The 25,364-nt window shown below is 53.0% G+C and carries 26 protein-coding genes; 20 read left to right on the top strand and 6 right to left on the bottom strand.

Translation table 11 applies throughout. The features are described 5' to 3' along the window. Nucleotides 1-45 precede the first annotated feature (45 nt). The 9 genes from NA389_RS19935 (at nt 46) to hisP (ending at nt 9,087) form a co-directional block, all read left to right on the top strand. The gene (locus tag NA389_RS19935; RefSeq protein ID WP_000072512.1) at nt 46-1,467 is read left to right on the top strand and encodes an APC family permease; all 1,422 of its coding nucleotides are present in this window, start codon (nt 46-48) and stop codon (nt 1,465-1,467) included. A gap of 1 nt (nt 1,468) precedes the next feature. After that, a complete protein-coding gene (locus NA389_RS19930) occupies nt 1,469-2,572 on the top strand; it encodes an alanine/ornithine racemase family PLP-dependent enzyme (RefSeq protein WP_000281907.1) in 1,104 nt (367 codons plus the stop codon). Nucleotides 2,573-2,635: 63 nt separating this feature from the next. After that, nucleotides 2,636-4,042, top strand: coding sequence for an amino acid permease (locus NA389_RS19925; RefSeq protein ID WP_000380356.1), 1,407 nt, complete (start codon nt 2,636-2,638; stop codon nt 4,040-4,042). A gap of 26 nt (nt 4,043-4,068) precedes the next feature. Continuing rightward, a complete protein-coding gene (locus NA389_RS19920; RefSeq protein ID WP_000825680.1) occupies nt 4,069-4,638 on the top strand; it encodes a UbiX family flavin prenyltransferase in 570 nt (189 codons plus the stop codon). A gap of 288 nt (nt 4,639-4,926) precedes the next feature. Then, entirely contained in the window at nt 4,927-5,709 is a 783-nt protein-coding gene (argT, locus tag NA389_RS19915) for a lysine/arginine/ornithine ABC transporter substrate-binding protein ArgT (RefSeq protein WP_000754423.1), read from the top strand. A gap of 237 nt (nt 5,710-5,946) precedes the next feature. Next, a complete protein-coding gene (gene hisJ, locus NA389_RS19910) occupies nt 5,947-6,729 on the top strand; it encodes a histidine ABC transporter substrate-binding protein HisJ (RefSeq protein WP_000731868.1) in 783 nt (260 codons plus the stop codon). A 180-nt stretch (nt 6,730-6,909) separates the two neighbouring features. Next, nucleotides 6,910-7,596, top strand: a complete 687-nt coding sequence (locus tag NA389_RS19905) for a histidine ABC transporter permease HisQ (RefSeq protein WP_000965498.1) — start codon at nt 6,910-6,912, stop codon at nt 7,594-7,596. Then, complete coding sequence (gene hisM / locus NA389_RS19900; protein WP_000569757.1) at nt 7,593-8,300, top strand: histidine ABC transporter permease HisM; 708 nt, start codon at nt 7,593-7,595, stop codon at nt 8,298-8,300. Before NA389_RS19905 ends, hisM begins: the two co-directional genes overlap by 4 nt. A gap of 13 nt (nt 8,301-8,313) precedes the next feature. Continuing rightward, on the top strand, nt 8,314-9,087 hold the full coding sequence (gene hisP, locus NA389_RS19895; RefSeq protein WP_001293591.1) for a histidine ABC transporter ATP-binding protein HisP: 774 nt from the start codon (nt 8,314-8,316) through the stop codon (nt 9,085-9,087). A 51-nt stretch (nt 9,088-9,138) separates the two neighbouring features. Here hisP and NA389_RS19890 read toward each other — a convergent pair whose 3' ends face one another. Further along, a complete protein-coding gene (locus NA389_RS19890; protein WP_001166274.1) occupies nt 9,139-10,032 on the bottom strand; it encodes a TIGR01777 family oxidoreductase in 894 nt (297 codons plus the stop codon). 125 nt (nt 10,033-10,157) lie between these two features. After that, complete coding sequence (yfcG, locus tag NA389_RS19885; protein WP_000566563.1) at nt 10,158-10,805, bottom strand: GSH-dependent disulfide bond oxidoreductase; 648 nt, start codon at nt 10,803-10,805, stop codon at nt 10,158-10,160. 142 nt (nt 10,806-10,947) lie between these two features. Between yfcG and yfcF the strand changes: the two genes are divergently transcribed. The 3 genes from yfcF to yfcD are packed head-to-tail and all read left to right on the top strand — an operon-like array spanning nt 10,948 to nt 12,810. Beyond that, complete coding sequence (yfcF, locus tag NA389_RS19880) at nt 10,948-11,592, top strand: glutathione transferase (protein ID WP_000043010.1); 645 nt, start codon at nt 10,948-10,950, stop codon at nt 11,590-11,592. 55 nt (nt 11,593-11,647) lie between these two features. Next, nucleotides 11,648-12,199 (top strand): phosphodiesterase, encoded by a 552-nt coding sequence (gene yfcE, locus NA389_RS19875; protein WP_000772458.1) that lies wholly within the window; start codon nt 11,648-11,650, stop codon nt 12,197-12,199. A gap of 56 nt (nt 12,200-12,255) precedes the next feature. After that, on the top strand, nt 12,256-12,810 hold the full coding sequence (yfcD, locus tag NA389_RS19870; RefSeq protein ID WP_000230214.1) for an NUDIX hydrolase YfcD: 555 nt from the start codon (nt 12,256-12,258) through the stop codon (nt 12,808-12,810). Nucleotides 12,811-12,815: 5 nt separating this feature from the next. Here yfcD and NA389_RS19865 read toward each other — a convergent pair whose 3' ends face one another. Beyond that, a complete protein-coding gene (locus tag NA389_RS19865; protein ID WP_000026956.1) occupies nt 12,816-13,835 on the bottom strand; it encodes a LacI family DNA-binding transcriptional regulator in 1,020 nt (339 codons plus the stop codon). A gap of 252 nt (nt 13,836-14,087) precedes the next feature. On the opposite strand from NA389_RS19865, the gene NA389_RS19860 reads away from it, so the two are divergent. From NA389_RS19860 to NA389_RS19840, 5 genes are all read left to right on the top strand, one after another. Then, nucleotides 14,088-14,531 carry a PTS sugar transporter subunit IIA gene (locus NA389_RS19860; RefSeq protein ID WP_000901810.1) on the top strand — a complete coding sequence of 148 codons (444 nt, stop codon included), beginning with the start codon at nt 14,088-14,090 and terminating at the stop codon, nt 14,529-14,531. Between the two features lie 80 nt (nt 14,532-14,611). After that, a complete protein-coding gene (locus NA389_RS19855; RefSeq protein WP_000699818.1) occupies nt 14,612-14,884 on the top strand; it encodes a PTS sugar transporter subunit IIB in 273 nt (90 codons plus the stop codon). A 20-nt stretch (nt 14,885-14,904) separates the two neighbouring features. Continuing rightward, nucleotides 14,905-16,296 carry a PTS ascorbate transporter subunit IIC gene (locus tag NA389_RS19850; protein WP_001522266.1) on the top strand — a complete coding sequence of 464 codons (1,392 nt, stop codon included), beginning with the start codon at nt 14,905-14,907 and terminating at the stop codon, nt 16,294-16,296. Beyond that, on the top strand, nt 16,293-17,123 hold the full coding sequence (locus NA389_RS19845; protein WP_001103271.1) for a transketolase: 831 nt from the start codon (nt 16,293-16,295) through the stop codon (nt 17,121-17,123). The genes NA389_RS19850 and NA389_RS19845 overlap by 4 nt, the downstream gene beginning before the upstream one ends. Next, nucleotides 17,116-18,069 carry a transketolase family protein gene (locus tag NA389_RS19840; protein ID WP_000593025.1) on the top strand — a complete coding sequence of 318 codons (954 nt, stop codon included), beginning with the start codon at nt 17,116-17,118 and terminating at the stop codon, nt 18,067-18,069. Before NA389_RS19845 ends, NA389_RS19840 begins: the two co-directional genes overlap by 8 nt. A 48-nt stretch (nt 18,070-18,117) precedes the next feature. On the opposite strand, the gene yfcC is transcribed toward NA389_RS19840, so the two are convergent. The 3 genes from yfcC to ackA form a co-directional block, all read right to left on the bottom strand. Beyond that, the gene (gene yfcC / locus NA389_RS19835) at nt 18,118-19,638 is read right to left on the bottom strand and encodes a putative basic amino acid antiporter YfcC (RefSeq protein ID WP_000117932.1); all 1,521 of its coding nucleotides are present in this window, start codon (nt 19,636-19,638) and stop codon (nt 18,118-18,120) included. Nucleotides 19,639-19,855: 217 nt separating this feature from the next. After that, a complete protein-coding gene (pta, locus tag NA389_RS19830) occupies nt 19,856-22,000 on the bottom strand; it encodes a phosphate acetyltransferase (protein WP_000086690.1) in 2,145 nt (714 codons plus the stop codon). 76 nt (nt 22,001-22,076) lie between these two features. Beyond that, nucleotides 22,077-23,279, bottom strand: coding sequence for an acetate kinase (gene ackA, locus NA389_RS19825; protein WP_000095689.1), 1,203 nt, complete (start codon nt 23,277-23,279; stop codon nt 22,077-22,079). Between the two features lie 339 nt (nt 23,280-23,618). Between ackA and yfbV the strand changes: the two genes are divergently transcribed. The 3 genes from yfbV to NA389_RS19810 all read left to right on the top strand — a co-directional run bounded on the left by yfbV (nt 23,619) and on the right by NA389_RS19810 (nt 25,321). Then, complete coding sequence (gene yfbV / locus NA389_RS19820) at nt 23,619-24,074, top strand: terminus macrodomain insulation protein YfbV (RefSeq protein WP_000106617.1); 456 nt, start codon at nt 23,619-23,621, stop codon at nt 24,072-24,074. 82 nt (nt 24,075-24,156) lie between these two features. Next, nucleotides 24,157-24,651: a YfbU family protein gene (locus NA389_RS19815; protein ID WP_000426135.1), complete on the top strand. Its 495-nt coding sequence runs from the start codon at nt 24,157-24,159 to the stop codon at nt 24,649-24,651. Further along, nucleotides 24,644-25,321, top strand: a complete 678-nt coding sequence (locus NA389_RS19810) for a sugar phosphatase (RefSeq protein ID WP_001555201.1) — start codon at nt 24,644-24,646, stop codon at nt 25,319-25,321. The genes NA389_RS19815 and NA389_RS19810 overlap by 8 nt, the downstream gene beginning before the upstream one ends. Nucleotides 25,322-25,364 lie beyond the last annotated feature (43 nt).

Raw genomic sequence — 25,364 nt, 5'->3', positions numbered from 1 at the left:
ATAAGAAGAGGGCAGTGATGCCTGAATGCATAACAGGAGATGGCCATGAGTAACACGAATTCTGGCTTACTTGGCATCAAAGACATTGTCTTTATGAATGTCATCGCTATTCTGAGTTTGCGGCAAATCCCTAACGTGGCGCCTTACGGGGCATCGGCCATGTTGCTATGGGTGATAGCCGCATTCTGCTTGTTTTTTCCTTTAGCGATGGTATGCGGCGAGCTGTCAACCGGCTGGCCGAAAGATGGCGGGATATTTGTCTGGATTAAAGAGGCATTTGGTAAACGTATTGCATGGATTGTCGTGGTTTGTTTTCTCTTTTCCTGCGTACTGTTTTTCCCATTAATGCTGCAATTCGGCTTTACCGCGTTGGGCTATATGATCGGCGGCGGCCTGGCGGAAAATAAAGCATTTATCGGTATTGGTTCCGCGGTAATTTTCTGGCTATTAACGCTGATGAATATCCGCGGGATGGAATGGACAAAAATTATTAATAGCATCAGCGCCTGGTGCGGCGTATTTATTCCCTCCGCCATCCTCATTTTACTGGCGGTGGTATGGCTATGTACCGGACACCAGATGCAGACGGACTACACTACAGCGAAAAACTGGATTCCGGATCTCGGACACTGGGATACGATCGTTTTCTTATCCAGCATGATGTTTGCGTTTGCCGGACTGGAGGTCGCCCCGATGATTGCCGGGCGTACCCGTAATCCACAGCGTGATTTTCCGCGAGCGATGGCCGTCTCCGCCGCCGTTATCGTTGGGATCTATATGGTCGGCACCTGGGCGCTAAACACGCTTTTACCCGCCGGGAAAACCGACATCGTGGCAGGCGTCATGCAGGCTATGCATGCTGCTGCGGACACGCTGCATATGCCGTGGTTAATTCCTGTTATGGCCATCTGTATGTTTTTTGGCGCACTCGGGCAGATTAACTCCTGGCTGGTGGGGCCGATTTATATGCTCCAGGAAGCCTCGCGTGAAGATAATCTGCTGGGGGACCGAATCGGCAAATTACATCCGGTGTGGAAAACGCCCGCCTTTGCCTTGACTGTACAGGCGATTATTGTCACGGTCCTGTGTTTTTCGACTTTTATTTCGCCAAGCGTTGCGGCGGCTTACTGGATGTTAACGGCGCTAACGACCATCACCTATTTTATTCCTTATCTGGTGATGTTCCCGGCGTTCTGGCGTTTACGTAAGACTCAGCCGGATACGCCAAGAAGTTTTAAAATTCCGGGCAAGGTTTTACCGGCTATTTTACCCGCGCTGGGTTTTCTTTCTATCGCCTTTGCCGTTGCGCTGTTATTTATTCCGCCTTCTCAAATTGATATGGGCGGATATTTCCAGTACGCCGGGAAGATTATTGGCGGAGCCGTGCTGGCGGTTGTCGTCGCGGAGTACATTTACCATCGGGCGCAGAAACGTAATGCCCGTTTAAGCATGGCGGGAGGAAAATAAAATGTATATGCCAGTTCTGGAAATAAATCTACGCAAGCTGGAAGAAAACGCCCGCACGGAAAAAGCTCTGCTGGCAAGCAGCGGTATTGACGTGATGGCTGTCAATAAAGTTTTTGACGGCTGCGTGGAAACCGCGCAGGCGGTATTCAACGGTGGAATTACCGTTATTGCTGAATCACGAACCTATAATTTGAAAAAAATACGCGAGACAGGATGTACGACCTGCCTGTTACGCAGCCCGTGTCTGAGTGAAATCGAAGATGTGGTGCGCTACGCGGATATTAGTTTAAATAGCGAGCCGGTGGTATTACGGGCATTATCGCAGGAAGCCCAACGCCAGGGGAAAACGCATCAGGTATTACTGATGGTGGATATGGGCGATTTACGCGAGGGTATCTGGTTTGGTGAATATCAACGCATTCTTGAGACCGTGACTCTGATTACTGGTCTGCCCGGTCTGGAATTATATGGACTGGGCACCAACTTTAATTGTTACGGCACCGTGTTGCCAACGGTAAAAAATGGCGAGGATTTTCTGGCGCTGGCCGCCCGGCTGGAAGCCGACAGCGGTATTCCTGTCCGGCGGCTTTCTGCGGGAAATTGTACCAGCTATCACCTGCTGGATAAAGGTATCTGGCCGCAGGGACTGAATCATCTGCGCATCGGCGGACTGCATGAATTCGGCATTGAATATGTGGACATGAAATACCTGAATGAATTTCACCACTCCGCAAAACCGGTCGATAAAGCCTGTTCCGATATGTATATCCTGGAAGCGGAAATCATCGAACTGAACAGTAAACCGACCGTCCCGGTCGGGGAGCTGGGCGTCGATGCCTTTTTGCAAAGTAAAACCTTTGTCGATCGTGGCATACGCCGACGCGCATTGCTGGCGTTTGGTCGTCAGGATGTGCCATCGGATAACTGTGTGCCATGCGACGACGCTATCACTATCTTAGGGCAAACCAGCGATCATACGCTGGTGGATATTGAAGATTGTCGTCAGTCGCTAAAAGTAGGCGATGTGGTTCGCTTTGAGCTGGATTATACGGGCCTGTTAATGGCCTGCCAGACCAAAGGCGTCGCCTGGAGGTTTACGCGTTAACGCATAACCGCCGCGGCTATGTCGCGGCGGCATCTTTGACCTCACGAAAGACAGGGAGTAACGATGGATACCCTGCAACAATCACCGCCAGCAGAGCCTGAAGGCGGTCTGCGGCGTAACCTGAAGAAACGGCATCTGCTGATGATGTCGCTGGGCGGCACGATTGGCACCGGCTTATTTATCGGCATTGCCGAACCGTTAAGCAGCGTCGGGCCGGCGGGAACCTTACTGGCCTATCTGTTTGCCGGAACCATTATGCTGGCAACGATGATGTGTCTTGGCGAATTATCATGCGCCTTTCCTCACTCCGGTTCATTTCAACATTACGCGCTGATGTTTATGCCGTCACCTTGCTGGAGCTATACCATTGGCTGGCTTTACTGGTTTAGCTGGGTCTTTTCCCTGGCAGCCGACCTCACTGCCGCAGGGTTTATTGCTCACCAGTTTTTCCCTGCGGTTCCGGTATATATGTTCTGCCTGGCGATTCTGCTCATCCTGACGGCTATCAATCTCACCTCCGCAAAAAGTTTTGGCGAATGCGAATACTGGCTTTCGGCCATTAAGGTCTTCGCGATCGTGCTGTTTATCTGCGCGGGCGGGGTCATGATCTACTCGCTAATGGGCCATAGTGACTGGCACCCGACGTTAAAAACAGACGGAATGTGGTTTCCCCACGGTTGGGAGCAAATTGTGGTCTGTATGACGATCGTGATTTACTCCTTCCAGGGGGTGGAACTGGTAGGAAATGCGGCAGGGGAGACCGAATCGCCGCACATTATTTTACCGAAAGTGATCCTGGGGATCGGTCTCAGAATCATTTTGTTTTACGGCCTGGCGATTGCGGTGCTGGCGCTGGTCTATCCGCATGAACTGACGCCAAATGGACAAAGTCCCTTTGTATGGGTATTCTCCCACGCGGGCATTCCGGGGGCGGATACGCTGATGACGCTGGTGATCTTTTCCGCCGCGGTTTCTGCCGCTAACTCGGCCATTTACGCCAGTTCGCGTATGCTGTGGTCTATGGCGGGCGATCGCTTTGCGCCAGCCTGCTTTGGTAAAACGAACGGCGGCGGCGTGCCGGTGTATGCTATTTTAATCACGGCCTTGCTGGCGTTGGTGTCGTTGCTGACCCGCTATATTCCCGCACAGCAATTTTATTTATATCTGATCGCCAGTACCGGGCAGGTGGGTTGCCTGGCATGGATAACCATCGGATGGTGCCAGTATCGCTTCCGACAATCGGTGCGTAATGGAACGTACGCCAGCGATTTGCTACGCTATCGATCGCCGCTTTTCCCCTGGACGGCCCGATTTGTCATTATCACCAATTTTGCCATTATGGTCGGCACCTGGTTTAGTGAGCAAGGGGTAGTGATAATGTTGGTTGAGCTGGCTTTTATGATAGGGATTCTTTTGTCATGGTATCTCTTCAGACCCACTTTGAGCCGATTACGTAACACAGTGGGATGAATGGTGCTCGTAAACGGTAAGAGAACATGAAACGACTCATTGTAGGAATTAGCGGCGCCAGCGGAGCGATTTATGGCGTGCGCTTATTACAAATTTTGCGCGATGTCGATAGCGTGGAAACGCATCTGGTGATGAGCCAGGCGGCCCGGCAAACGCTGGCGCTGGAGACCCATTTTTCGCTGCGCGAGGTGCAGGCGCTGGCCGATGTGACGCACGATGCGCGCGACATTGCCGCCAGCATTTCCTCGGGCTCTTACCCGACGGCGGGAATGGTTATCTTGCCCTGTTCGATTAAAACGCTGTCGGGGATTGTCCACAGTTATACTGACGGACTGCTTACCCGCGCGGCGGATGTGATATTAAAAGAGCGGCGACCTCTGGTGCTGTGTGTGCGCGAAACGCCGCTGCATATCGGGCATTTGCGTTTAATGACCCAGGCCGCTGAGATAGGCGCGGTGATTATGCCGCCGGTTCCGGCTTTTTATCATCTTCCTCAGACGTTAGATGATATTATAAATCAAACGGTTAACCGAGTTTTGGATCAGTTTGATATCCCCCTTCCGCACGATCTTTTTGTTCGCTGGCAGGGCGCATAGCGTTGTCTGTTTAGCGTGCATTATTGTCCCTGTTGCCCTGTTTCAGGGCAATTTTGTAACCGCGATCATATCCTCAACATTTAATTCGTTAAAAGCCGCCGAAACGCTGCGGTTCAACCGTCATACCTGCTATCTTCAACATCAGGACAATATTGCAACGTTTTATTAACAAATTTAACGTCGAATCGTTTTGCTGACGTGAAAATGGCATAAGACCTGCATGAAAAAGTCTGCAAACACACAACACCACGTAAAACATAAGAAAATGACGCCACTTGAGGGGTATGTATGAAGAAGACCGTTCTCGCTTTGTCTTTGCTGATAGGTTTGGGTGCGACGGCGGCCAGTTACGCCGCGCTCCCGCAAACGGTTCGTATTGGAACAGATACCACCTACGCGCCTTTCTCATCAAAAGATGCCAAAGGCGAGTTTATTGGCTTTGATATCGATCTCGGTAATGAAATGTGTAAGCGTATGCAGGTGAAATGTACCTGGGTCGCCAGCGACTTTGATGCGCTTATTCCCTCACTAAAAGCGAAAAAAATTGATGCCATTATTTCATCGCTCTCTATAACCGATAAACGCCAGCAAGAAATTGCGTTTTCCGACAAACTTTACGCTGCGGATTCACGCCTGATTGCGGCAAAAGGGTCTCCCATTCAGCCGACGCTGGAATCGCTGAAAGGCAAGCATGTCGGCGTGCTGCAAGGGTCCACGCAAGAGGCTTACGCCAATGATAACTGGCGCACTAAAGGTGTGGATGTGGTGGCTTATGCCAACCAGGATCTTATCTATTCCGATTTAACCGCCGGTCGCCTGGATGCTGCATTGCAGGATGAAGTCGCCGCCAGCGAAGGATTCCTGAAGCAGCCAGCGGGCAAAGAGTATGCGTTTGCCGGTCCTTCCGTGAAGGATAAAAAATATTTTGGCGACGGGACGGGGGTTGGGCTGCGCAAAGACGATACCGAGCTAAAAGCCGCGTTTGATAAAGCGCTGACCGAACTGCGCCAGGACGGAACTTACGACAAAATGGCCAAAAAGTACTTCGATTTTAATGTCTACGGCGATTGAGAAAAGGGGATAACGCGCCGCGATGGGGAACTATCACGGTGCAAAATAGATGTTTTGCACCTTTTTGGTGCATAAGCCGTTGCGGAACAGGCACATAAATGCATACTTAATCGATTTTTATGCAAAATAAACCGGCTGACAAGGTAGAATGCTTTGCCTTGTCGGCCTGATTAATGGCACGATAGTCGCATCGGATCTGTAAAGATCTCCTGGAAAGACAGTCTGTTGAGGATAGTTATGAAAAAACTGGCGTTATCCCTTTCTCTGGTGCTGGCATTTTCCAGCGCTACCGCAGCATTTGCCGCTATTCCACAAAAGATTCGTATCGGTACCGATCCTACATACGCACCGTTTGAATCCAAAAATGCACAAGGTGAATTGGTCGGTTTTGATATCGATCTGGCCAAAGAGCTGTGCAAACGTATCAACACACAGTGTACGTTCGTGGAAAACCCGCTGGATGCGCTGATTCCGTCTTTAAAAGCGAAGAAAATTGATGCCATCATGTCCTCGCTGTCCATCACTGAAAAGCGCCAGCAGGAAATCGCGTTTACCGACAAGCTTTACGCCGCTGATTCCCGTCTGGTGGTGGCGAAGAACTCTGATATTCAGCCGACCGTCGCGTCGCTGAAAGGCAAGCGCGTCGGCGTGCTACAGGGGACAACGCAGGAGACCTTCGGCAATGAGCACTGGGCGCCGAAAGGGATTGAGATCGTCTCTTACCAGGGGCAGGACAACATTTATTCCGATCTGACGGCTGGCCGTATTGATGCAGCGTTCCAGGACGAGGTCGCGGCCAGCGAAGGTTTCCTTAAACAGCCCGTCGGAAAAGACTATAAATTCGGCGGCCCGGCGGTGAAAGATGAGAAGTTATTCGGCGTAGGAACCGGTATGGGGCTGCGCAAAGAGGATAACGAGCTGCGCGAAGCGCTGAACAAAGCCTTTGCTGAAATGCGTGCTGACGGTACTTACGAAAAGCTGGCGAAAAAGTACTTTGATTTTGATGTTTATGGCGGTTAATCACCGTCGGTGCAGATAAAGCCCAAAGAATGTTGACTGTCTGCATTGCCTGATGGCGCTGTGCATGTCAGGCCTACGGAGCATCGTAGGTCGGGAAAGGCACAGCCGCCATCCGGCGTGATGTGAGGCAAAAATGCAAAAGAGGCTTCTTACTTCACCACACACAACAGGACAGGCTGCATGTTGTACGGGTTTTCAGGCGTAATTTTACAGGGCGCGATCGTCACGCTGGAACTGGCGCTCAGTTCCGTGGTGCTGGCCGTGCTTATCGGTCTTGTCGGCGCGGGGGCGAAGCTTTCGCAAAACCGGGTAACGGGGCTTATTTTTGAAGGATACACCACCCTGATTCGCGGGGTGCCGGATCTGGTCTTAATGCTGCTGATATTTTACGGATTGCAAATCGCGCTTAACGTGGTGACCGATTCGCTGGGTATCGACCAGATAGATATTGATCCGATGGTGGCCGGTATTATCACCCTTGGTTTCATCTACGGCGCCTATTTTACCGAAACCTTTCGCGGCGCGTTTATGGCGGTGCCGAAAGGCCATATCGAGGCGGCGACGGCTTTTGGTTTTACCCACGGGCAAACCTTCCGGCGGATTATGTTCCCGGCGATGATGCGTTACGCCCTGCCGGGGATCGGCAATAACTGGCAGGTGATACTCAAAGCGACGGCGCTGGTGTCGCTGCTGGGCCTGGAAGATGTCGTCAAAGCCACGCAGCTTGCCGGTAAAAGTACCTGGGAGCCTTTCTATTTTGCCGTGGTCTGTGGACTTATCTACCTGGTATTTACCACCGTTTCCAATGGTGTGCTGCTCTTACTTGAGCGTCGCTATTCCGTGGGCGTGAAGAGGGCCGATTTGTGATTGAGATCATTGAGGAGTACTGGAAATCCCTGCTGTGGACGGATGGCTATCGTTTTACCGGCGTGGCGATTACGCTGTGGTTGTTAATTTCATCGGTGGTGATGGGCGGTCTTCTGGCGGTGGTTCTGGCGGTAGGTCGCGTTTCCAGTAATAAATTCATCCGTTTTCCCATCTGGCTGTTTACGTATATTTTTCGCGGTACGCCGCTGTACGTACAGCTACTGGTGTTCTATTCGGGGATGTATACGCTGGAGATAGTCAAAGGCACCGATCTTCTTAACGCGTTTTTCCGCAGCGGACTGAACTGTACCGTACTGGCGCTGACGCTGAATACCTGCGCGTACACCACGGAAATTTTCGCCGGGGCGATTCGCTCGGTGCCGCACGGTGAAATTGAAGCGGCACGGGCCTATGGCTTCTCGTCATTTAAAATGTATCGCTGCATTATTTTGCCGTCGGCATTACGCATCGCCTTGCCTGCCTACAGCAACGAAGTGATTTTAATGCTGCACTCTACGGCGCTGGCGTTTACCGCGACGGTGCCGGATTTGTTGAAAATCGCCCGCGATATTAACTCAGCGACTTACCAGCCGTTTACCGCGTTTGGCATTGCCGCCGTGTTGTATTTACTCATTTCGTATGTCCTGATAAGCCTGTTCCGTCGGGCGGAAAGACGCTGGTTGCAGCACGTGTCCTCTAAATAATTCGAGTAACATGATGTCAGAAAATAAATTACACGTTATCGATTTGCACAAACGCTACGGCGGTCATGAAGTGCTGAAAGGGGTATCGCTGCAGGCCCGCGCCGGAGATGTGATTAGCATCATCGGCTCGTCCGGCTCCGGTAAAAGCACTTTTTTGCGCTGTATTAACTTCCTCGAAAAACCGAGCGAAGGCGCGATTATCGTGAACGGTCAGAACATTAATCTGGTCCGCGATAAAGACGGGCAGCTCAAAGTGGCGGATAAAAATCAGCTACGCTTGTTGCGTACCCGCCTGACGATGGTGTTTCAGCACTTCAACCTCTGGAGCCACATGACGGTGCTGGAAAATGTGATGGAAGCGCCGATTCAGGTACTGGGATTAAGCAAGCACGACGCGCGCGAGCGGGCGTTGAAATATCTGGCGAAGGTGGGGATTGATGAGCGCGCTCAGGGCAAATATCCCGTCCATCTCTCCGGCGGCCAACAGCAGCGCGTTTCTATTGCGCGCGCGCTGGCGATGGAACCTGACGTTTTACTGTTCGATGAACCTACTTCGGCGCTCGATCCTGAACTGGTCGGCGAAGTGTTGCGCATCATGCAACAACTGGCGGAAGAAGGCAAAACGATGGTGGTGGTCACGCATGAAATGGGCTTCGCTCGCCATGTCTCTTCGCACGTTATTTTTCTGCATCAGGGGAAAATTGAAGAAGAGGGCGATCCGGAGCAGGTGTTCGGCAATCCGCAAAGCCCGCGTTTACAGCAATTCCTGAAAGGCTCGCTGAAATAAAAGAAGCCCGGCGGCGCATCGCTTACCGGGCAGGATACGGCGCTTTGGGAACTAGCGAATCACATCCGCCAGCGCCTCTTCTAAATCATACCAGCGAAATGCGAATCCGGCGGCTTCAAGCCGTTTTGGCAGCGCCCGCTGTCCGCCCAGCACCAGCACTGACGACTCTCCCATCAATAAGCGAATTGCCGTCGCCGGAATGCGAATAATCGCTGGACGGCGCAGCGCGCGACCCAGCGCATGAGCAAAATGCTCATTATGGACGGGATACGGCGAGACCATATTGAAGGGACCGCGAAGATCGTTATCCAGCAGCCACAGAATGCCGTTGACCATATCGTCGATGTGAATCCAGGCCAGATATTGCCGACCATTACCCACCGGACCGCCGAGTCCGAGGCGAAACGGCGGAACCATTTTCCCCAGAATCCCGCCTTGCGGCGCCAGGACAACGCCGGTACGCAGCAGGCAGACGCGGGTCTGGTCGCTCTGCGCACGACAGGCAATCTGTTCCCAGCGGGCGCAAAGTTTATGCGTAAATTCGTTGTGCGGCGGCTCATCTTCAGTGACGACAACGTCGCCCAGATCGCCGTAATAGCCCGTGGCGGAGCCGGATATCAACACCGAGGGCGGCGTTGCGCTGGCATGAATTAAATCCACCAACTTTTGCGTGATAGCCCAGCGGCTTTGGCACAACCGTTCTTTTTGTTGCGACGTCCAGCGCTTGTCGGCAATCGGTTCGCCCGCCAGATTGATGATGGCATCAATCTCATTGAGGTGCTCACGTTCCGCCAGCCCTTTCCATAATGTCACTCTGGAATCGAGAATCTGACGCGCGTTATCGGGATTGCGCGTAACGACCGTCACCTGGTGCCCTAGTGTTAACAGCCGGGGAATGAGATGACGCCCTATCAGGCCCGTACCGCCGGTAATCAGAATCTGCATATGACCTCCAGAGTAGGGAGGATTTCCTCTTCCCTAATGTCAGGTTTTTAATACGAATAAGGGTGCCGGACGCAGGTTTTTTCCGTGTATACACCTCTACATCATACATGATGTATGCTACCGCGTTACGCTTTCGTACTGTTACAGTGCAGTTGCGCTTGTAACAGTGCGCGCGCTGTCGCAGGACGCGTGCGAATGCGTTCAAACCAGTTATACACCGCCGGGTAGGTATCAAGATCGATTCGCTGACGCTGATGTGCGTTAACCCACGGCCAACTGGCGATATCCGCAATACTGTAGTGGTCGCCGCCCAGCCACGGGGAGGTTTCCAGGCGTTTATTCAGGACGTTGTATAAGCGTTGCGTTTCAACCTGATAGCGTTCAATCGCATAGGGGATGGCCTGCGGCGCAAAGTGGTTAAAGTGGTGATTCTGGCCCAGCATCGGCCCTAACCCGCCGACCTGCCAGAACAGCCATTGCAGCGTGGTATGGCGTTCACGCAGCTCCCCGCTAAGCAGTTTGCCGCTTTTTTCCGCCAGGTAGAGAAGAATTTCGCCGGATTCAAAAAGACTAAGCGGTTGACCGCCGTCTGCCGGGGCGTGATCGACGATGGCAGGAATTTTATTATTGGGAGAGATAGCCAAAAAATCAGGGCGAAACTGATTGCCCTTGCTGATATCTACTTTTAGCAAACGATACGCCAGCTCCGCCTCTTCCAGAAACAGCGTTATTTTATGCCCGTTGGGCGTGGGGGCGTAGTAAAGGTCAATCATTTTGGCTCCTGCATGTGCGTAAAGAGTCTGGGCTGAATTAAGTATAGAAAGCCTCCTGATGTGTGTGAGTTTTCATCAGGTGACAGCAGGCGAAAGACGCTATATTTTGGGAAGAAACCTAATACGCCCTCAAGAGGACATTATGAGTAAGCCTGTTATTGTGCTGTGGTCGGATGCGAACTTTTTCTCTCCCTACGTCTTGTCCGCCTGGGTGGCATTACAAGAAAAAGGGCTTTCCTTTACTCTGAAAACTCGCGATCTGGACCAGGGAGAACATCTGCAACCTGGCTGGCGGGGATATGCGCTGACGCAGCGCGTACCGGTGCTTGAGGCCGACAATTTTGAGCTGAGCGAGTCGTCCGCTATTGCGGAATACCTGGAGGAGCGTTTCGCGCCGCCGCAGTGGGAGCGTATCTACCCGCACGATTTACAAAAACGCGCCCGCGCGCGACAGATTCAGGCGTGGCTACGCAGCGATTTACTGCCGCTTCGCGAAGAACGGCCTACCGACGTGGTGTTTGCCGGGGCGAAAAAAGCGCCGCTAAGCGAGGCTGGAAAAGCCAGCGCGGCAAAACTGTTTGCGACGGCTGAAGCGCTATTGGGGCAGGGAACGCAAAATTTATTTGGTGAATGGTGCATTGCCGATACCGATCTGGCATTGATGATCAATCGTCTGGCGCTGCATGGCGATGACGTGCCGGCGTCGCTGGCGGCGTATGCGACATTCCAGTGGCAGCGTGCTTCCGTACAGCGTTTTATTGCGCTTTCCTCGAAGCGTTCAGGCTGAAAATCTATTCATATTCCAGTATCATAACGCCGTTTTTCACAACAAGGAGTGAGCGATGAAACTGATGTTCGCATCGGACATTCATGGTTCTTTACCTGCCACGGAACGCGTGCTTGAGCGGTTCGCGCAAAGCGGCGCGCGTTGGCTGGTGATATTAGGCGATGTCCTTAACCACGGGCCGCGCAATGCGCTGCCTGAAGGCTATGCGCCCGCCCAGGTCGCCGAACGCCTGAACGCGGTGGCGACGCAAATCATTGCCGTGCGCGGCAACTGCGATAGCGAAGTGGATCAGATGCTGCTGCATTTCCCGATAACAGCGCCGTGGCAGCAAATATTGACGCAAGAGAGGCGGCTATTTTTAACGCATGGGCACCTCTTCGGGCCGACGAATCTGCCCGCTCTGCATACTGGCGATGTGTTGGTCTATGGTCATACGCATCTGCCGGTGGCGCAACAGCAGGAAGGACTGTATCACTTTAATCCTGGGTCAGTGAGCATCCCGAAAGGCGGGTATGCGGCAAGCTACGGTATTCTGGATGATAATGTGTTGAGCGTAATCGCACTCAATGATCAAAGTATCATTGCGCAGGTTGCAATTAACTCGTAATTTACCTCACAAACGTAAATGCGCCGTAAGAGCGCCAGAAATAAGAAGGTTTCCTGATGGTGGAACAGCGTCGTTTGGCAAGTACGGAATGGGTGGATATTGTGAATGAAGACAATGAAGTCATTGCACAGTCCAGCCGGGAACAGATGCGTGCGCAACGCTTACGGCATCGTGCGACGTATATCGTCGTTCATGATGGTATGGGTAAAATTCTGGTGCAGCGTCGTACCGAAACAAAAGATTTTTTGCCCGGTATGTTAGATGCTACCGCAGGCGGCGTGGTCCAGGCTGATGAGCAGCTACTGGAATCTGCCCGCCGCGAAGCGGAAGAAGAGTTGGGTATTGCAGGCGTGCCGTTTGCCGAACACGGTCTGTTTTACTTTGAAGACCCACATTGCCGGGTTTGGGGCGCTCTGTTTAGCTGCGTTTCCCACGGGCCTTTCGCGCTTCAGGAAGATGAAGTCAGCGAAGTGTGTTGGCTGACTCCGGAGGAGATCACCGCGCGCTGTGATGAGTTTACGCCGGACTCGCTCAAAGCGCTGGCGCTGTGGATGACCCGCAACGCCAAAAACGAAGCCGCGCTCCAGGAGAAACCGGAAGAGACGGAATAAGCGTTTTAGCAGCTTTCCCGCATACATAAACTGGAGGCGATGGATTTTCGATCGCTCCAGTTTCCCTGATTTAACCTTTCCAACAGCGCCCGTCCGGCTTCACTGCCAATCTTACGGTGCGGTACGGCCATGGTGGTTAACGGCGGCTGGCAGACCCGGCTGACATCGCTATCGCCAAACCCGACCACCGCTAAATCGTCCGGAACTTTGATCCGCCGTCGTTGGCACTCGTATAACGCGCCGCAGGCCAGCTCATCCGATACGCATACCAGCGCGTCCAGCTCCGGCCACGCCAGTAAAAACTCCGGCAGTTGCGACGCGCCGGTAGAAAAATTGGGCGGCAAGGCGGCATTAATCACCCGGTTTGGCGACATATGGTGGCGAAGCATCGCTTTGTACCAGCCGTGCAGATGTTGCTGAAAAATCCACTGCTCCTGATTGGCGCATAGTAGCCCGATATTCTGATAACCGCGCTGAATCAGCATTTCCGTCAGCTCATACATTGCCGCAACGTTATCAATACCGATATTCATATCAATAGGATCGCTGCGAATCGCGCCCATTTCCATCACCGGGATAGAGGCATTTTTCAGCCACTGGCGCACGGTAGTGCTATGTTCGACGCTAAGCAGAATCGCCGCGGCAATGTTGGAGGCCAGCAGCGTTTCGAGCAGCTTCTTCTCTTGTTCCACGCGATGCTGCGATTCCGCCAGCATAATCTGGTAGCCAGCGGGCTGTAAAATTTGTTGCAGCCCGGCGAACATTTCAGAACACCCCGCTTCCGCAAGGTTCGGTACGACCATCGCGATGGTGTGCGAGGAGGCAGACGCCAGCGCGCTGGCGGCGAGATTAGGCATATAGCCCAGCTCATGCACTGCCGCTTCGATTTTTTCCCGGAGTTTATCAGAGACCTGTTCCGGCGTGCGTAAGGCTCGTGATACGGTCATCGTGCCTACACCGGCAAGTTGGGCTACATCGGCGATAGTCACTTTACCGGTACTGCGCCGTTTACGGGGTATCGACATACAAATTCCTGCGTCATTACAACATGTTGAGATGCTTTTTTATTGTCGTTCTTTGCTTCGCATAATTGGCAGTATACGCCTTAAATCCGCTTTTTTGCTGTGATTTCACACCATGATTTTAATTTGATAGCGCTATCACAATTCTGAGTAATAGTCGCTGGTAGCGCTATCTTTGTGATAACGATCGCAGCTAATATCGAATGGCTTGAATAAAGTTTGTTCATAATTTCATACACCGTGGGGGCGAATAACATGCTGGGAACCTGGTTATCTGACGCAACCATCACGCTACAGGAGAGCGTGGAAACGTGGCCGCAGGCGCTGGAAATTTGCGGCAAACCCCTGCTGGACGCAGGTGTTATCGCACCGGAATACATTACGGCGATTGTTCAGCAGCACCAAAAGCTTGGGCCGTATTATGTATTAGCGCCAGGGTTAGCGATGCCGCATGCGAGGCCGGAAGAGGGGGCGAAAGGGTTAGGTTTATCGTTACTGAAACTACAGCGCGGCGTTTCATTTGGCGCAGACGAATTCGATCCGGTTGACATCATTATTATGCTGGCGGCGCCTGATAAGCACAGTCATATCGAAATGATATCGGCGCTGGCGGAATTATTTTCCAGTGATGTAGATATGGAAAAATTACATCAGGCAAAAAACCTGGAGGACATTAAAACGATTATTGACCGTTTCTGATTTTATTCCATTTTCTTGCGGTAAATAACATTACGCCCGTGCGTGATGCAGACCAACTCTACTTTTAAAAGGTGACAATAATGAAAATCATGGCAATTTGCGGTTCCGGCCTGGGTAGTAGTTTTATGGTAGAAATGAACATTAAAAAAGTATTAAAGAAACTCAATATTGACGCTGAAGTGGAACACTCCGATCTCTCATCGGCCACGCCCGGGGCCGCCGATCTTTTTGTAATGGCCAAAGATATTGCGGCCAGCGCTAGCGTACCGGAAAGCCAACTGGTGGTGATCAATAACATCATCGACATCAACGAACTGGAAACGCAGCTGCGCGCATGGTTCGCTAAACAATAATTATTGCTGGCGAGGTGGATATGTTTATCCTTGAAACGCTGAATTTTGTTGTTGATATTTTAAAAGTGCCATCGGTGCTTGTAGGGTTAATTGCGCTGATTGGTCTGGTGGCGCAGAAAAAAGCGTTTTCCGATGTGGTAAAAGGCACGATTAAAACTATTTTAGGTTTTATTGTGCTTGGCGGTGGCGCAACCGTACTGGTGGGTTCATTAAACCCGCTAGGGGGTATGTTTGAACACGCTTTTAATATTCAGGGCATTATTCCTAATAATGAAGCGATAGTTTCAATCGCGCTGGAAAAATATGGCGCGTCCACGGCGTTAATTATGGCATTTGGTATGGTGGCCAATATTGTCGTGGCGCGCTTTACGCGTCTTAAATATATCTTTTTGACCGGGCATCACACCTTTTACATGGCCTGTATGATTGGCGTAATCCTGACCGTGGCGGGGTTTGAGGGTGTAGGGCTGGTCTTCACCGGATCGCTGATCCTGGGGCTGGTGATGGCCTTCTTCCCGGCGTTGGCCCAACGTTATATGAGGCGGATTACCGGTACCGATGACATTGCGTTTGGTCACTTCGGTACCCTGGGATATGTGCTTTCCGGCTGGATTGGCAGCCTGTGTGGTAAAGGTTCCCGCTCCACGGAAGAGATGAACCTGCCGAAAAACCTCAGTTTTTTACGCGACAGTTCTATCTCGATTTCGCTGACCATGATGATTATCTATCTGATCATGGCAGTCAGCGCAGGGCGTGAGTATGTCGAAGCGACGTTTAGCGGCGGGCAAAACTATCTGGTGTACGCCATCATCATGGCAATCACCTTCGCCGCCGGCGTATTCATCATTCTGCAAGGCGTCCGTCTGATTCTGGCGGAAATTGTTCCGGCCTTTACCGGATTTTCAGAAAAACTGGTGCCAAACGCGCGTCCGGCGCTGGACTGCCCGGTGGTGTATCCCTATGCCCCTAACGCGGTACTGATTGGCTTCCTGTTCAGTTTTCTCGGTGGGCTGGTGGGGTTGTTCCTGCTTGGACAGATGAAGCTTGTGTTGATCCTGCCAGGCGTTGTGCCGCACTTCTTTACCGGCGCGACCGCAGGCGTCTTTGGCAATGCCACCGGCGGTCGCCGCGGGGCGATGATCGGCGCATTTGCTAATGGTCTATTAATCACTTTCCTGCCAGTGCTGTTACTGCCGGTTCTCGGCGCGATCGGCTTCGCCAATACCACGTTCTCGGATGCTGACTTTGGCGTAATCGGTATTTTGCTGGGTAACCTGGCGCGTTATCTGTCGCCGATGGCTATCACGGGGCTGGTGGTGGCGCTATTCGCGCTACTGGTGGCGTACAACGTGTTGGCCAAAAACAAAAAAGCGACTGCCGAAGTGCAGGAAAATAGCGGAGCGAAAGAATGAACGTAACCGAAATCACCCAACTGGCGCGCGACATTCGCGTCGCCACGCTCAAATCCTTAAACCATCTTGGCTTTGGTCACTATGGCGGCAGCATGTCGGTAGTGGAAACTCTGGCGGTTCTGTACGGCGCGGTGATGAAAATCGACCCTGCCGACCCGGACTGGCCGGAGCGCGATTACTTCGTACTGTCGAAAGGCCATGCGGGCCCCGCGTTGTACAGTACCCTGGCGATTAAAGGCTATTTCCCGCGCGAAGAGCTGAATACGCTTAACCAGAACGGCACCCGTCTTCCCAGCCATCCGGATCGGCTAAAAACGCGCGGCGTGGACGCCACGACCGGCTCACTGGGACAGGGCATCTCTATTGCGGGCGGTATGGCGCTGTCGCATAAACTGGCGCGGCGATCCAACCGGGTATTTTGCATTGTCGGCGATGGCGAGCTCAATGAAGGGCAGTGCTGGGAGGCGTTTCAGTTTATTGCCCACCACCGCCTGAATAATCTGACCGTTTTCATTGACTGGAACAAACAGCAGCTTGACGGCGAGCTGGAGGAGATTATCAATCCATTCGATCTGGAAGGGAAATTCCGCGCGTTTGGTTTCGATGTCGTCACAGTCAAAGGCGATGATATCGCCGGACTACTGGCGGTGGTTCAGCCTGTGCCACCCGCCGATGCCCAGCCACGGGTTGTGATCCTTGACAGCATTAAAGGGCAGGGGGTGCCATGCCTGGAGCAGTTAACGAATTCTCACCACTTACGCCTGACGGATGGCATGAAGCAGACGCTCAATGAGGCCATTCATCAACTGGAGGTCATGCATGATTAAGCTTGCGCCCGCAGGGCTTAAAGACGATATCGAAATGCGCAAAGTTTACGCCGGTTTTGTCGCCGGGCAGATTGAGGCCGGAAGCCCAATTATTGCGCTTGAGGCTGATTTAATGAGCTCAATGGCGATGGACAGCGTGGCGCGTGACTACCCGCAGCATGTCATTAACTGCGGTATTATGGAGGCGAATGTGATTGGCACTGCGGCGGGGCTGGCGCTGACCGGTCGTAAACCGTTTGTGCATACTTTTACCGCTTTTGCCAGCCGCCGCTGTTTTGATCAGCTTTTTATGGCGCTGGATTATCAGCGTAACAACGTCAAAGTGATCGCCTCCGATGCCGGAGTGACAGCGTGCCATAACGGCGGCACCCATATGTCTTTTGAAGATATGGGGATTGTTCGCGGGCTGGCGCACTCCGTAGTACTGGAGGTGACGGATGCGGTGATGTTCGCGGATATTTTACGCCAGCTAATGGACCTGGACGGTTTTTACTGGCTACGTACCATCCGTAAGCAGGCGCGGAGTATCTATGCGCCAGGCTCTACCTTTACCATTGGCAAGGGCAACGTACTGCGCGAGGGCGATGATATTACGCTTATCGCCAACGGCATTATGGTGGCGGAGGCGCTGGAGGCGGCGCGCCAACTGGAGCAGGAAGGCGTGAGCGCCGCAGTCATTGATATGTTCACCTTAAAGCCTATCGATCGCATGTTGGTGAAAAACTACGCGGAAAAAACGCGGCGTATCGTCACGTGTGAAAACCACAGCATCCATAATGGACTGGGATCAGCGGTGGCGGAAGTGCTGGTGGAAAACTGCCCGGTGCCGATGCGCCGTGTTGGCGTCAAAGAGCGTTATGGGCAGGTAGGAACGCAGGATTTCTTACAACAAGAGTACGGACTCACCGCCGCAGCGATTGTAGAAGCCGCGAAATCACTGCTTTAATCATGGAGATATTGCCGGATGGCGCTGATGCTCATCCGGCATTTTGGATCAATGATATCCCATCATCTGCGCGCCAATGACGACCACGCTGGACATAATAAACAGTAGTCCCAGCAGCGACGCTCCCACTTTCAGCCAGTTGCGAAAATCGACCCGGCACACGCCCAGCGTGGCCATCAGCGAAGCTGATGTCGGATAGATAATATGGCTGAAGCCATCGCCAAACTGGAAGGCCAGAACAGTCACCTGACGGTTAACACCGACCAGATCGCCGAGCGGCGCCAGTAATGGCATGGTTAATGCCGCCTGACCCGAACCGGACGTGACAAAGAAATTAAATACCGCCTGGAAGAGCAGCATAAACCAGGCGGCGATAGCATTATTAAGCCCGCTGATGCCATGCGCGATACTGTTAAGCAGCGTATTGAGCACGCTGGGTTCCCCGGCTTCGCCGTTGCCGACCAGCAGCAGAATGCCTTTGGCAAAACCCACCAGCAAGGCGGGCGCGATCATCATCCTCGCCCCTTCGGTGAATGAGGACGCCATCACGTTGACCGTCATACCGTTGAGGCGGAAGATAACGCCGATGAGGCCGATCACCACGCCCATGGTGAAAAACTGGCTGGCGATCTCCGGAATAAACCAGGCGTGGACAATCACACCCCAGACGACCCAAATCATTACGCCGGTCAGGACCAGCAGTACCAGCCAGTCACCGAAGGTGAAAGGGCGCTGGACGACTTCATCCTGCTGTTCGCGGAAATAGCGATCGGATTCGTGGACGCGGGAAAGCAGCGGGTTCTTTTTCACGCGTGAGGCGTAGACCAGCGTAAAAACCAGCCCAATCAGCGTGGCGACAATCCAGACCACAATACGCAGCCCGGAGCCGGAAAGTACCGGCACGCCGGCAATCCCCTGGGCGACGACTACGCAGAAAGGGTTCATCCACGAACTGGCAAAGCCAATTTGGGTGGCGATATAGGTCACCAGGACGGTGGTAATGCTGTCATAGCCCAGCCTGACCATCAGCGGGGCTATGATAATTGCAAAGGCGACCGCCTCTTCGCCCATGCCAAATACGGCGCCCCCTAACGAAAAGAGGACAAATAGCACCGGAATAAACAGGACTTCGTTGCCCCGCGTGTGGCGAATAAGCGCCAGAATGCCGTTATCCACGGTGCCGGTACGCATCACGATGCCGAATGCGCCGCCAATCACCAACATAAACATAATAATGCCGACGGCAGTGCCGAATTTCGATCCGGATGTTAACCCTTCAAACGGAAAATTCATCAGCCCTGGTCTTTCATCGCCGGTAGTGAAAAATTGTACGCGATGATACTGCGCTTCCCCGGCCTCATTGGTCACAATGCGAAAAGAGTGCGGGTCGACGACTTTGCGGGTTTTTGTCTGGCCATCGACCTGATACTGCACTTCCTGGCTATCAAACATCCCAACGGGGACGACCCAGGTGGCGATACTGGTTAAAATGGCGACAAAAAAGATGATGACCAGCGTATCGGGCATTGCCCATTTTCTGGCTGTTTTTGATTCTGTAACGACAGACATGACAGACTATCCCTGTTGCAAAGCAAAGAGGCTAAGTATGAGAAGAAGGGAATAGTTATTCATTGATGCAGCGCAGTTAAGCAAAAAATTCCGCTTTGCAGGGTAAATAGCAGAATGCCGGATGGCGATGCTAACGCGTCTTATCCGGCCTACAACGGTATTTCCCCTGTAGGCCGGACAAGGCGTTCACGCCGCCATCCGGCATTGGCTTTTACTGTTACTGCTGCTGTTGAGAAGCCTGGATCGCCGTCAGGGCGATGGTGTAGACGATATCGTCAACCAGCGCGCCACGGGACAGGTCGTTCACCGGCTTGCGCATACCCTGCAGCATCGGCCCGATGGAGATCAGGTCGGCAGAACGTTGCACCGCTTTGTAGGTGGTGTTACCGGTGTTCAGATCCGGGAAAATGAACACGGTAGCGCGACCCGCAACCGGCGAGTTCGGCGCTTTGGATTTCGCGACGTCAGCCATGACCGCGGCGTCGTACTGCAACGGACCGTCGATCATCAGGTCAGGACGTTTTTCCTGCGCCAGACGCGTCGCTTCACGTACTTTCTCTACGTCGCTGCCTGCGCCAGAGGTGCCGGTGGAGTAGGAGAGCATTGCCACACGCGGTTCGATGCCGAAGGCAATGGCGGAATCCGCAGACTGAATCGCGATTTCTGCCAGCTGCTCTGCAGTCGGGTCTGGGTTGATTGCGCAGTCGCCGTAAACGTAAACCTGTTCCGGCAGTAGCATAAAGAACACAGAAGAGACCAGGGAGCTACCCGGCGCCGTTTTAATAAGCTGCAGCGGCGGACGGATGGTGTTGGCGGTGGTATGAACCGCGCCGGAAACCAGGCCGTCGACTTCGTCTTGCTCCAGCATCAGCGTGCCGAGCACCACGTTGTCTTCCAGCTGTTCGCGGGCAACCGGTTCGGTCATGCCTTTGCTCTTACGCAGCTCAACCAGGCGAGCGACATAGCTTTCACGCACCACTTCCGGATCGACGATTTCAATACCTGCGCCCAGCTCAACGCCCTGAGATGCCGCGACACGGTTGATTTCATCCGGGTTGCCCAGCAGTACGCAAGTGGCGATGCCGCGTTCAGCGCAGATTGCCGCCGCTTTGACGGTACGCGGTTCGTCGCCTTCCGGCAGCACTACGCGTTTACCGGCTTTACGCGCCAGCTCAGTCAGTTGGTAGCGGAACGCCGGCGGAGAGAGACGACGGCTACGCTCGGAAGTGGCGGTCAGCGACTCGATCCAGTCAGCGTTAACGTAGTTCGCGACGTATTCCTGAACTTTCTCAATGCGCTCATGGTCATCAACCGGGACTTCCAGATTGAAGCTTTGCAGGCTCAGTGAAGTCTGCCAGGTGTTGGTGTTCACCATAAAGACCGGCAGACCGGTGGCGAATGCGCGTTCGCACAGTTTAGAAATGCGCGCGTCCATTTCATAGCCGCCGGTCAGCAGCAGGGCGCCGATTTCTACGCCGTTCATCGCGGCCAGGCAAGCTGCGACCAGTACGTCCGGACGGTCAGCGGAGGTCACTAACAACGATCCTGCGCGGAAATGTTCCAGCATATGCGGAATACTACGCGCGCAGAACGTGACGGATTTAACGCGGCGGGTTTTGATATCGCCTTCGTTAATGATGGTGGCGTTCAGGTGACGCGCCATATCGATAGCGCGGGTCGCAATCAGGTCGAAACTCCACGGCACCGCGCCCAGAACCGGCAGCGGGCTGGATTCCTGCAGTTTAGCAGGATCGATTTTGATCACCTGTGCTTTGGAAGAGTCGTCAAAGATCTCCGACAGATCCGGGCGAGTACGGCCTTGTTCATCAACCGGCGCATTCAGTTTGTTGATGATAACGCCGGTGATGTTGGTATTTTTCGCGCCGCCGAAGCTGCTGCGCGTCAATTCGATACGCTCGTTCAGCTGTTCTGGCGTGTCGGTCCCCTGAGACATGACAAAAACGATTTCCGCATTCAGCGTTTTCGCGATTTCATAGTTCAGAGACTGAGCGAACTGATGTTTACGGGTCGGAACCAGACCTTCAACCAGCACCACTTCCGCGTCTTTGGTATTCGCATGGTAGTTCGCGATGATCTCTTCCATCAGCACGTCTTTCTGGTTGCTGGAGAGCAGAGATTCAACGTGGCTCATCTTCAGCGGTTCAGCCGCCGGCAGGGTAGAGTTCGCGCGAACGATAGTGGTGGTCTGGTCAGGCGCATCGCCGCCAGCGCGAGGCTGGGCGATAGGCTTAAAGACGCTCAGACGAACGCCTTTGCGTTCCATAGCACGGATGACGCCGAGGCTGACGCTGGTCAGGCCGACGCTGGTTCCGGTAGGGATCAGCATAATAATACGGGACACGGTTTATCCTCTTTCGTTACCGTCTTTTGGAGACGGGTTACAAAACAGCACCGCCAGCGAGGCTGGCGGTGTCAAATCAGGCAGTCAGACGGCTCGCGTCCTGCGCGATAACCAGTTCTTCGTTGGTTGGGATCACCACCGCCGGACGGGTACCTTCTTTGTTGATGAAACCAGATTTGCCGAAGCGGGCCGCCAGGTTACGTTCGTGGTCGACTTCAAAGCCCAGCACGCCCAGTTTACCCAGAGACAGTTCGCGAACCATCGCGGCGTTTTCACCGATACCGCCGGTGAACACGACTGCATCCAGACGACCGTCCATCAGAGCGGTGTAAGAACCGATGTACTTCGCCAGGCGGTGGCAGTAAACGTCCATCGCACGTTTTGCGTCTTCTTTGGTGGCGTAGTTGTCTTCAACATAACGGCAGTCGCTGGTCACTTCAGTCAGACCCAGCAGACCGGACTCTTTGGTCAGCATTTTGTTGATCTGATCTACGCTCATGCCCAGAGTGTCGTGCAGGTGGAAGATAATCGCAGGGTCGATATCGCCGGAACGGGTACCCATGACCAGGCCTTCCAGCGGGGTCAGACCCATAGAGGTATCCACGCATTTACCGTTACGGATAGCAGAAACAGAACCGCCGTTGCCCAGGTGGCAGGTGATAATGTTCAGTTCTTCTACCGGCTTGTTCAGCATTTTTGCCGCTTCCTGAGTTACATAGAAGTGGCTGGTGCCGTGTGCGCCATAGCGACGAACGCCGTGTTCTTTATACAGGCTGTACGGCAGGGCATACAGGTAAGATTCTTCCGGCATGGTCTGATGGAAGGCGGTGTCGAATACTGCAACGTTTTTATCTTTCAGCTGCGGGAAAGATTTCAGCGCTTCGGCGATACCAATCAGGTGAGCCGGGTTATGCAGCGGTGCGAAAGAGGCGGAATCTTTGATGCCCTGAATGACGGACTCATCAATGACTACGGAACTGGTATACTTCTCGCCGCCGTGTACGATACGGTGACCAATTGCAGTTAACTGCGCAGACAGTTCTGGTTTTTGTGCCAGAATAGTGTTAACGATAAAGTTCAGCGCTTCACTGTGAGCGGCGCCTGCACCTAAAGCCGCTTCTTGTTTACTGCCGTCCATTTTCCATTTGATGCGTGCTTCTGGCAGATGGAAACATTCGGCTAAACCAGAAAGGTATTCATCACCATTAACTGCATCAATAATTGCAAATTTCAGTGAAGAACTACCGCAGTTCAGAACCAGTACTAACTTACTCGACATGGAAGTACCTATTTATGATACGTGGCTAAAAAAACGTCAGTGAGCCATAGAGCGTAGCGCATGATAGCCCTGACATTTATGATTAACATCATGCGCAGGAGTTTTTTTGGGCATGATGGAAGAAATACCTTTGAGTCTATGCCATTTTGCGTATTTTTCAGCCAATGGCATACTATGTGTAATATTGACGACTCAATGATTTTAAACTACCGGCCTTTGACAGGCCGACACAGGATACCTGATAGTGGGTATCGAAGACAAAATGTTTTGAACGTTGTCCCTCGCAGTTGTTGTTTTGCACAAATTTTTTAAATTTTATATGTGAAGTTGAGGTAGGCCATGTCGACACCGGATAATCGCTCCGTAAATTTTTTTAGCTTATTTCGCCGGGGGCAGCACTACGCGAAGACGTGGCCGATGGAAAAACGGTTGGCGCCCGTTTTCGTCGAAAACCGCGTCATTCGTATGACGCGCTATGCCATACGATTTATGCCGCCTGTCGCCGTTTTTACATTATGCTGGCAGATAGCGCTGGGCGGTCAGTTAGGTCCGGCCGTGGCGACCGCCCTGTTCGCCCTGAGCTTGCCTATGCAGGGATTATGGTGGTTAGGGAAACGTTCCGTGACGCCGTTGCCGCCTTCAATCCTTAACTGGTTTTACGAAGTTCGCGGTAAATTGCAGGAGGCTGGACAAGCGCTGGCGCCGGTAGAAGGAAAGCCGGATTACCAGGCATTAGCTGACACGCTTAAGCGCGCCTTCAAACAACTGGATAAAACTTTCCTGGATGATTTGTAATTGACCCCGGATTACGCATATAAAAGAAGGCATACCAATGCCTTCTTTTTTTCATCGCTATAGCGTGATACAGGAGTTCAAAATGGAAATGACCAACGCGCAACGTCTGATTTTGTCTAACCAGTACAAAATGATGACGATGCTCGATCCCACCAACGCCGAGCGTTACCGTCGCTTACAAACAATTATTGAACGCGGCTACGGCCTGCAGATGCGCGAGCTGGATCGCGAGTTTGGCGAGCTGACGGAAGAGACCTGTCGTACCATCATCGATATTATGGAGATGTACCATGCGCTGCACGTCTCCTGGACCAACCTCAAAGATACGCAAGCCATCGACGAACGTCGCGTCACCTTCCTGGGGTTTGACGCTGCGACGGAAGCGCGTTACCTCGGCTATGTCCGTTTTATGGTGAATATAGAAGGACGCTACACTCACTTTGACGCCGGGACGCACGGCTTTAATGCCCAGACGCCGATGTGGGAAAAATACCAGCGGATGTTGAATGTCTGGCATGCCTGCCCGCGTCAGTACCACCTGAGCGCGAATGAAATCAATCAAATCATTAATGCCTGAGGAGGCTCGCGTGCAGTGTAAAGGTTTTCTGTTTGATCTGGATGGAACGTTGGTTGACTCATTACCTGCCGTCGAACGCGCGTGGTGTAGCTGGGCCGATCGTTTTAACCTTGCTCATGATGAGGTGCTGGGCTTTATTCATGGCAAACAGGCGATCACCTCGTTGCGGCATTTTATGGCGGGTAAATCGGAGGCGGAAATTGCCGCTGAGTTTACGCGCCTGGAGCAAATAGAAGCCACTGAAACCGCAGGGATCACCGCGCTGCCGGGGGCAGTCGATTTACTCAATCACCTGAATAAAGCGGGCATTCCGTGGGCTATCGTCACCTCCGGTTCAATGCCGGTCGCGCGTGCGCGCCATCAGGTCGCGGGCCTTCCAGCGCCAGAGGTGTTTGTCACCGCCGAACGAGTCAAACGCGGCAAACCGGAGCCGGATGCGTATTTGCTGGGCGCACAACTGCTTGGCCTGGCCCCTCAGGAGTGCGTCGTAGTAGAAGATGCCCCGGCTGGCGTGCTGTCCGGACTGGCTGCGGGCTGCCACGTCATTGCGGTCAATGCGCCGGCCGACACGCCGCGTCTGGCGGATGTTGATTTTGCGTTGGATAGCCTGACGCAATTATCGGTCGCTAAACAACCAAACGGCGATGTGGTGGTGTTAAGAAAGACCTGATCATGATATCGCCCCGCTTTGGCGGGGCATATTTATGGCAGAA

It is taken from the genome of Salmonella sp. NW645, from assembly GCF_051703725.1.
Lineage (GTDB): Bacteria > Pseudomonadota > Gammaproteobacteria > Enterobacterales > Enterobacteriaceae > Salmonella > Salmonella enterica.
Note: the sequence above shows the minus strand (reverse complement) of the source record. Positions and strands in the feature narration are given on the sequence as shown.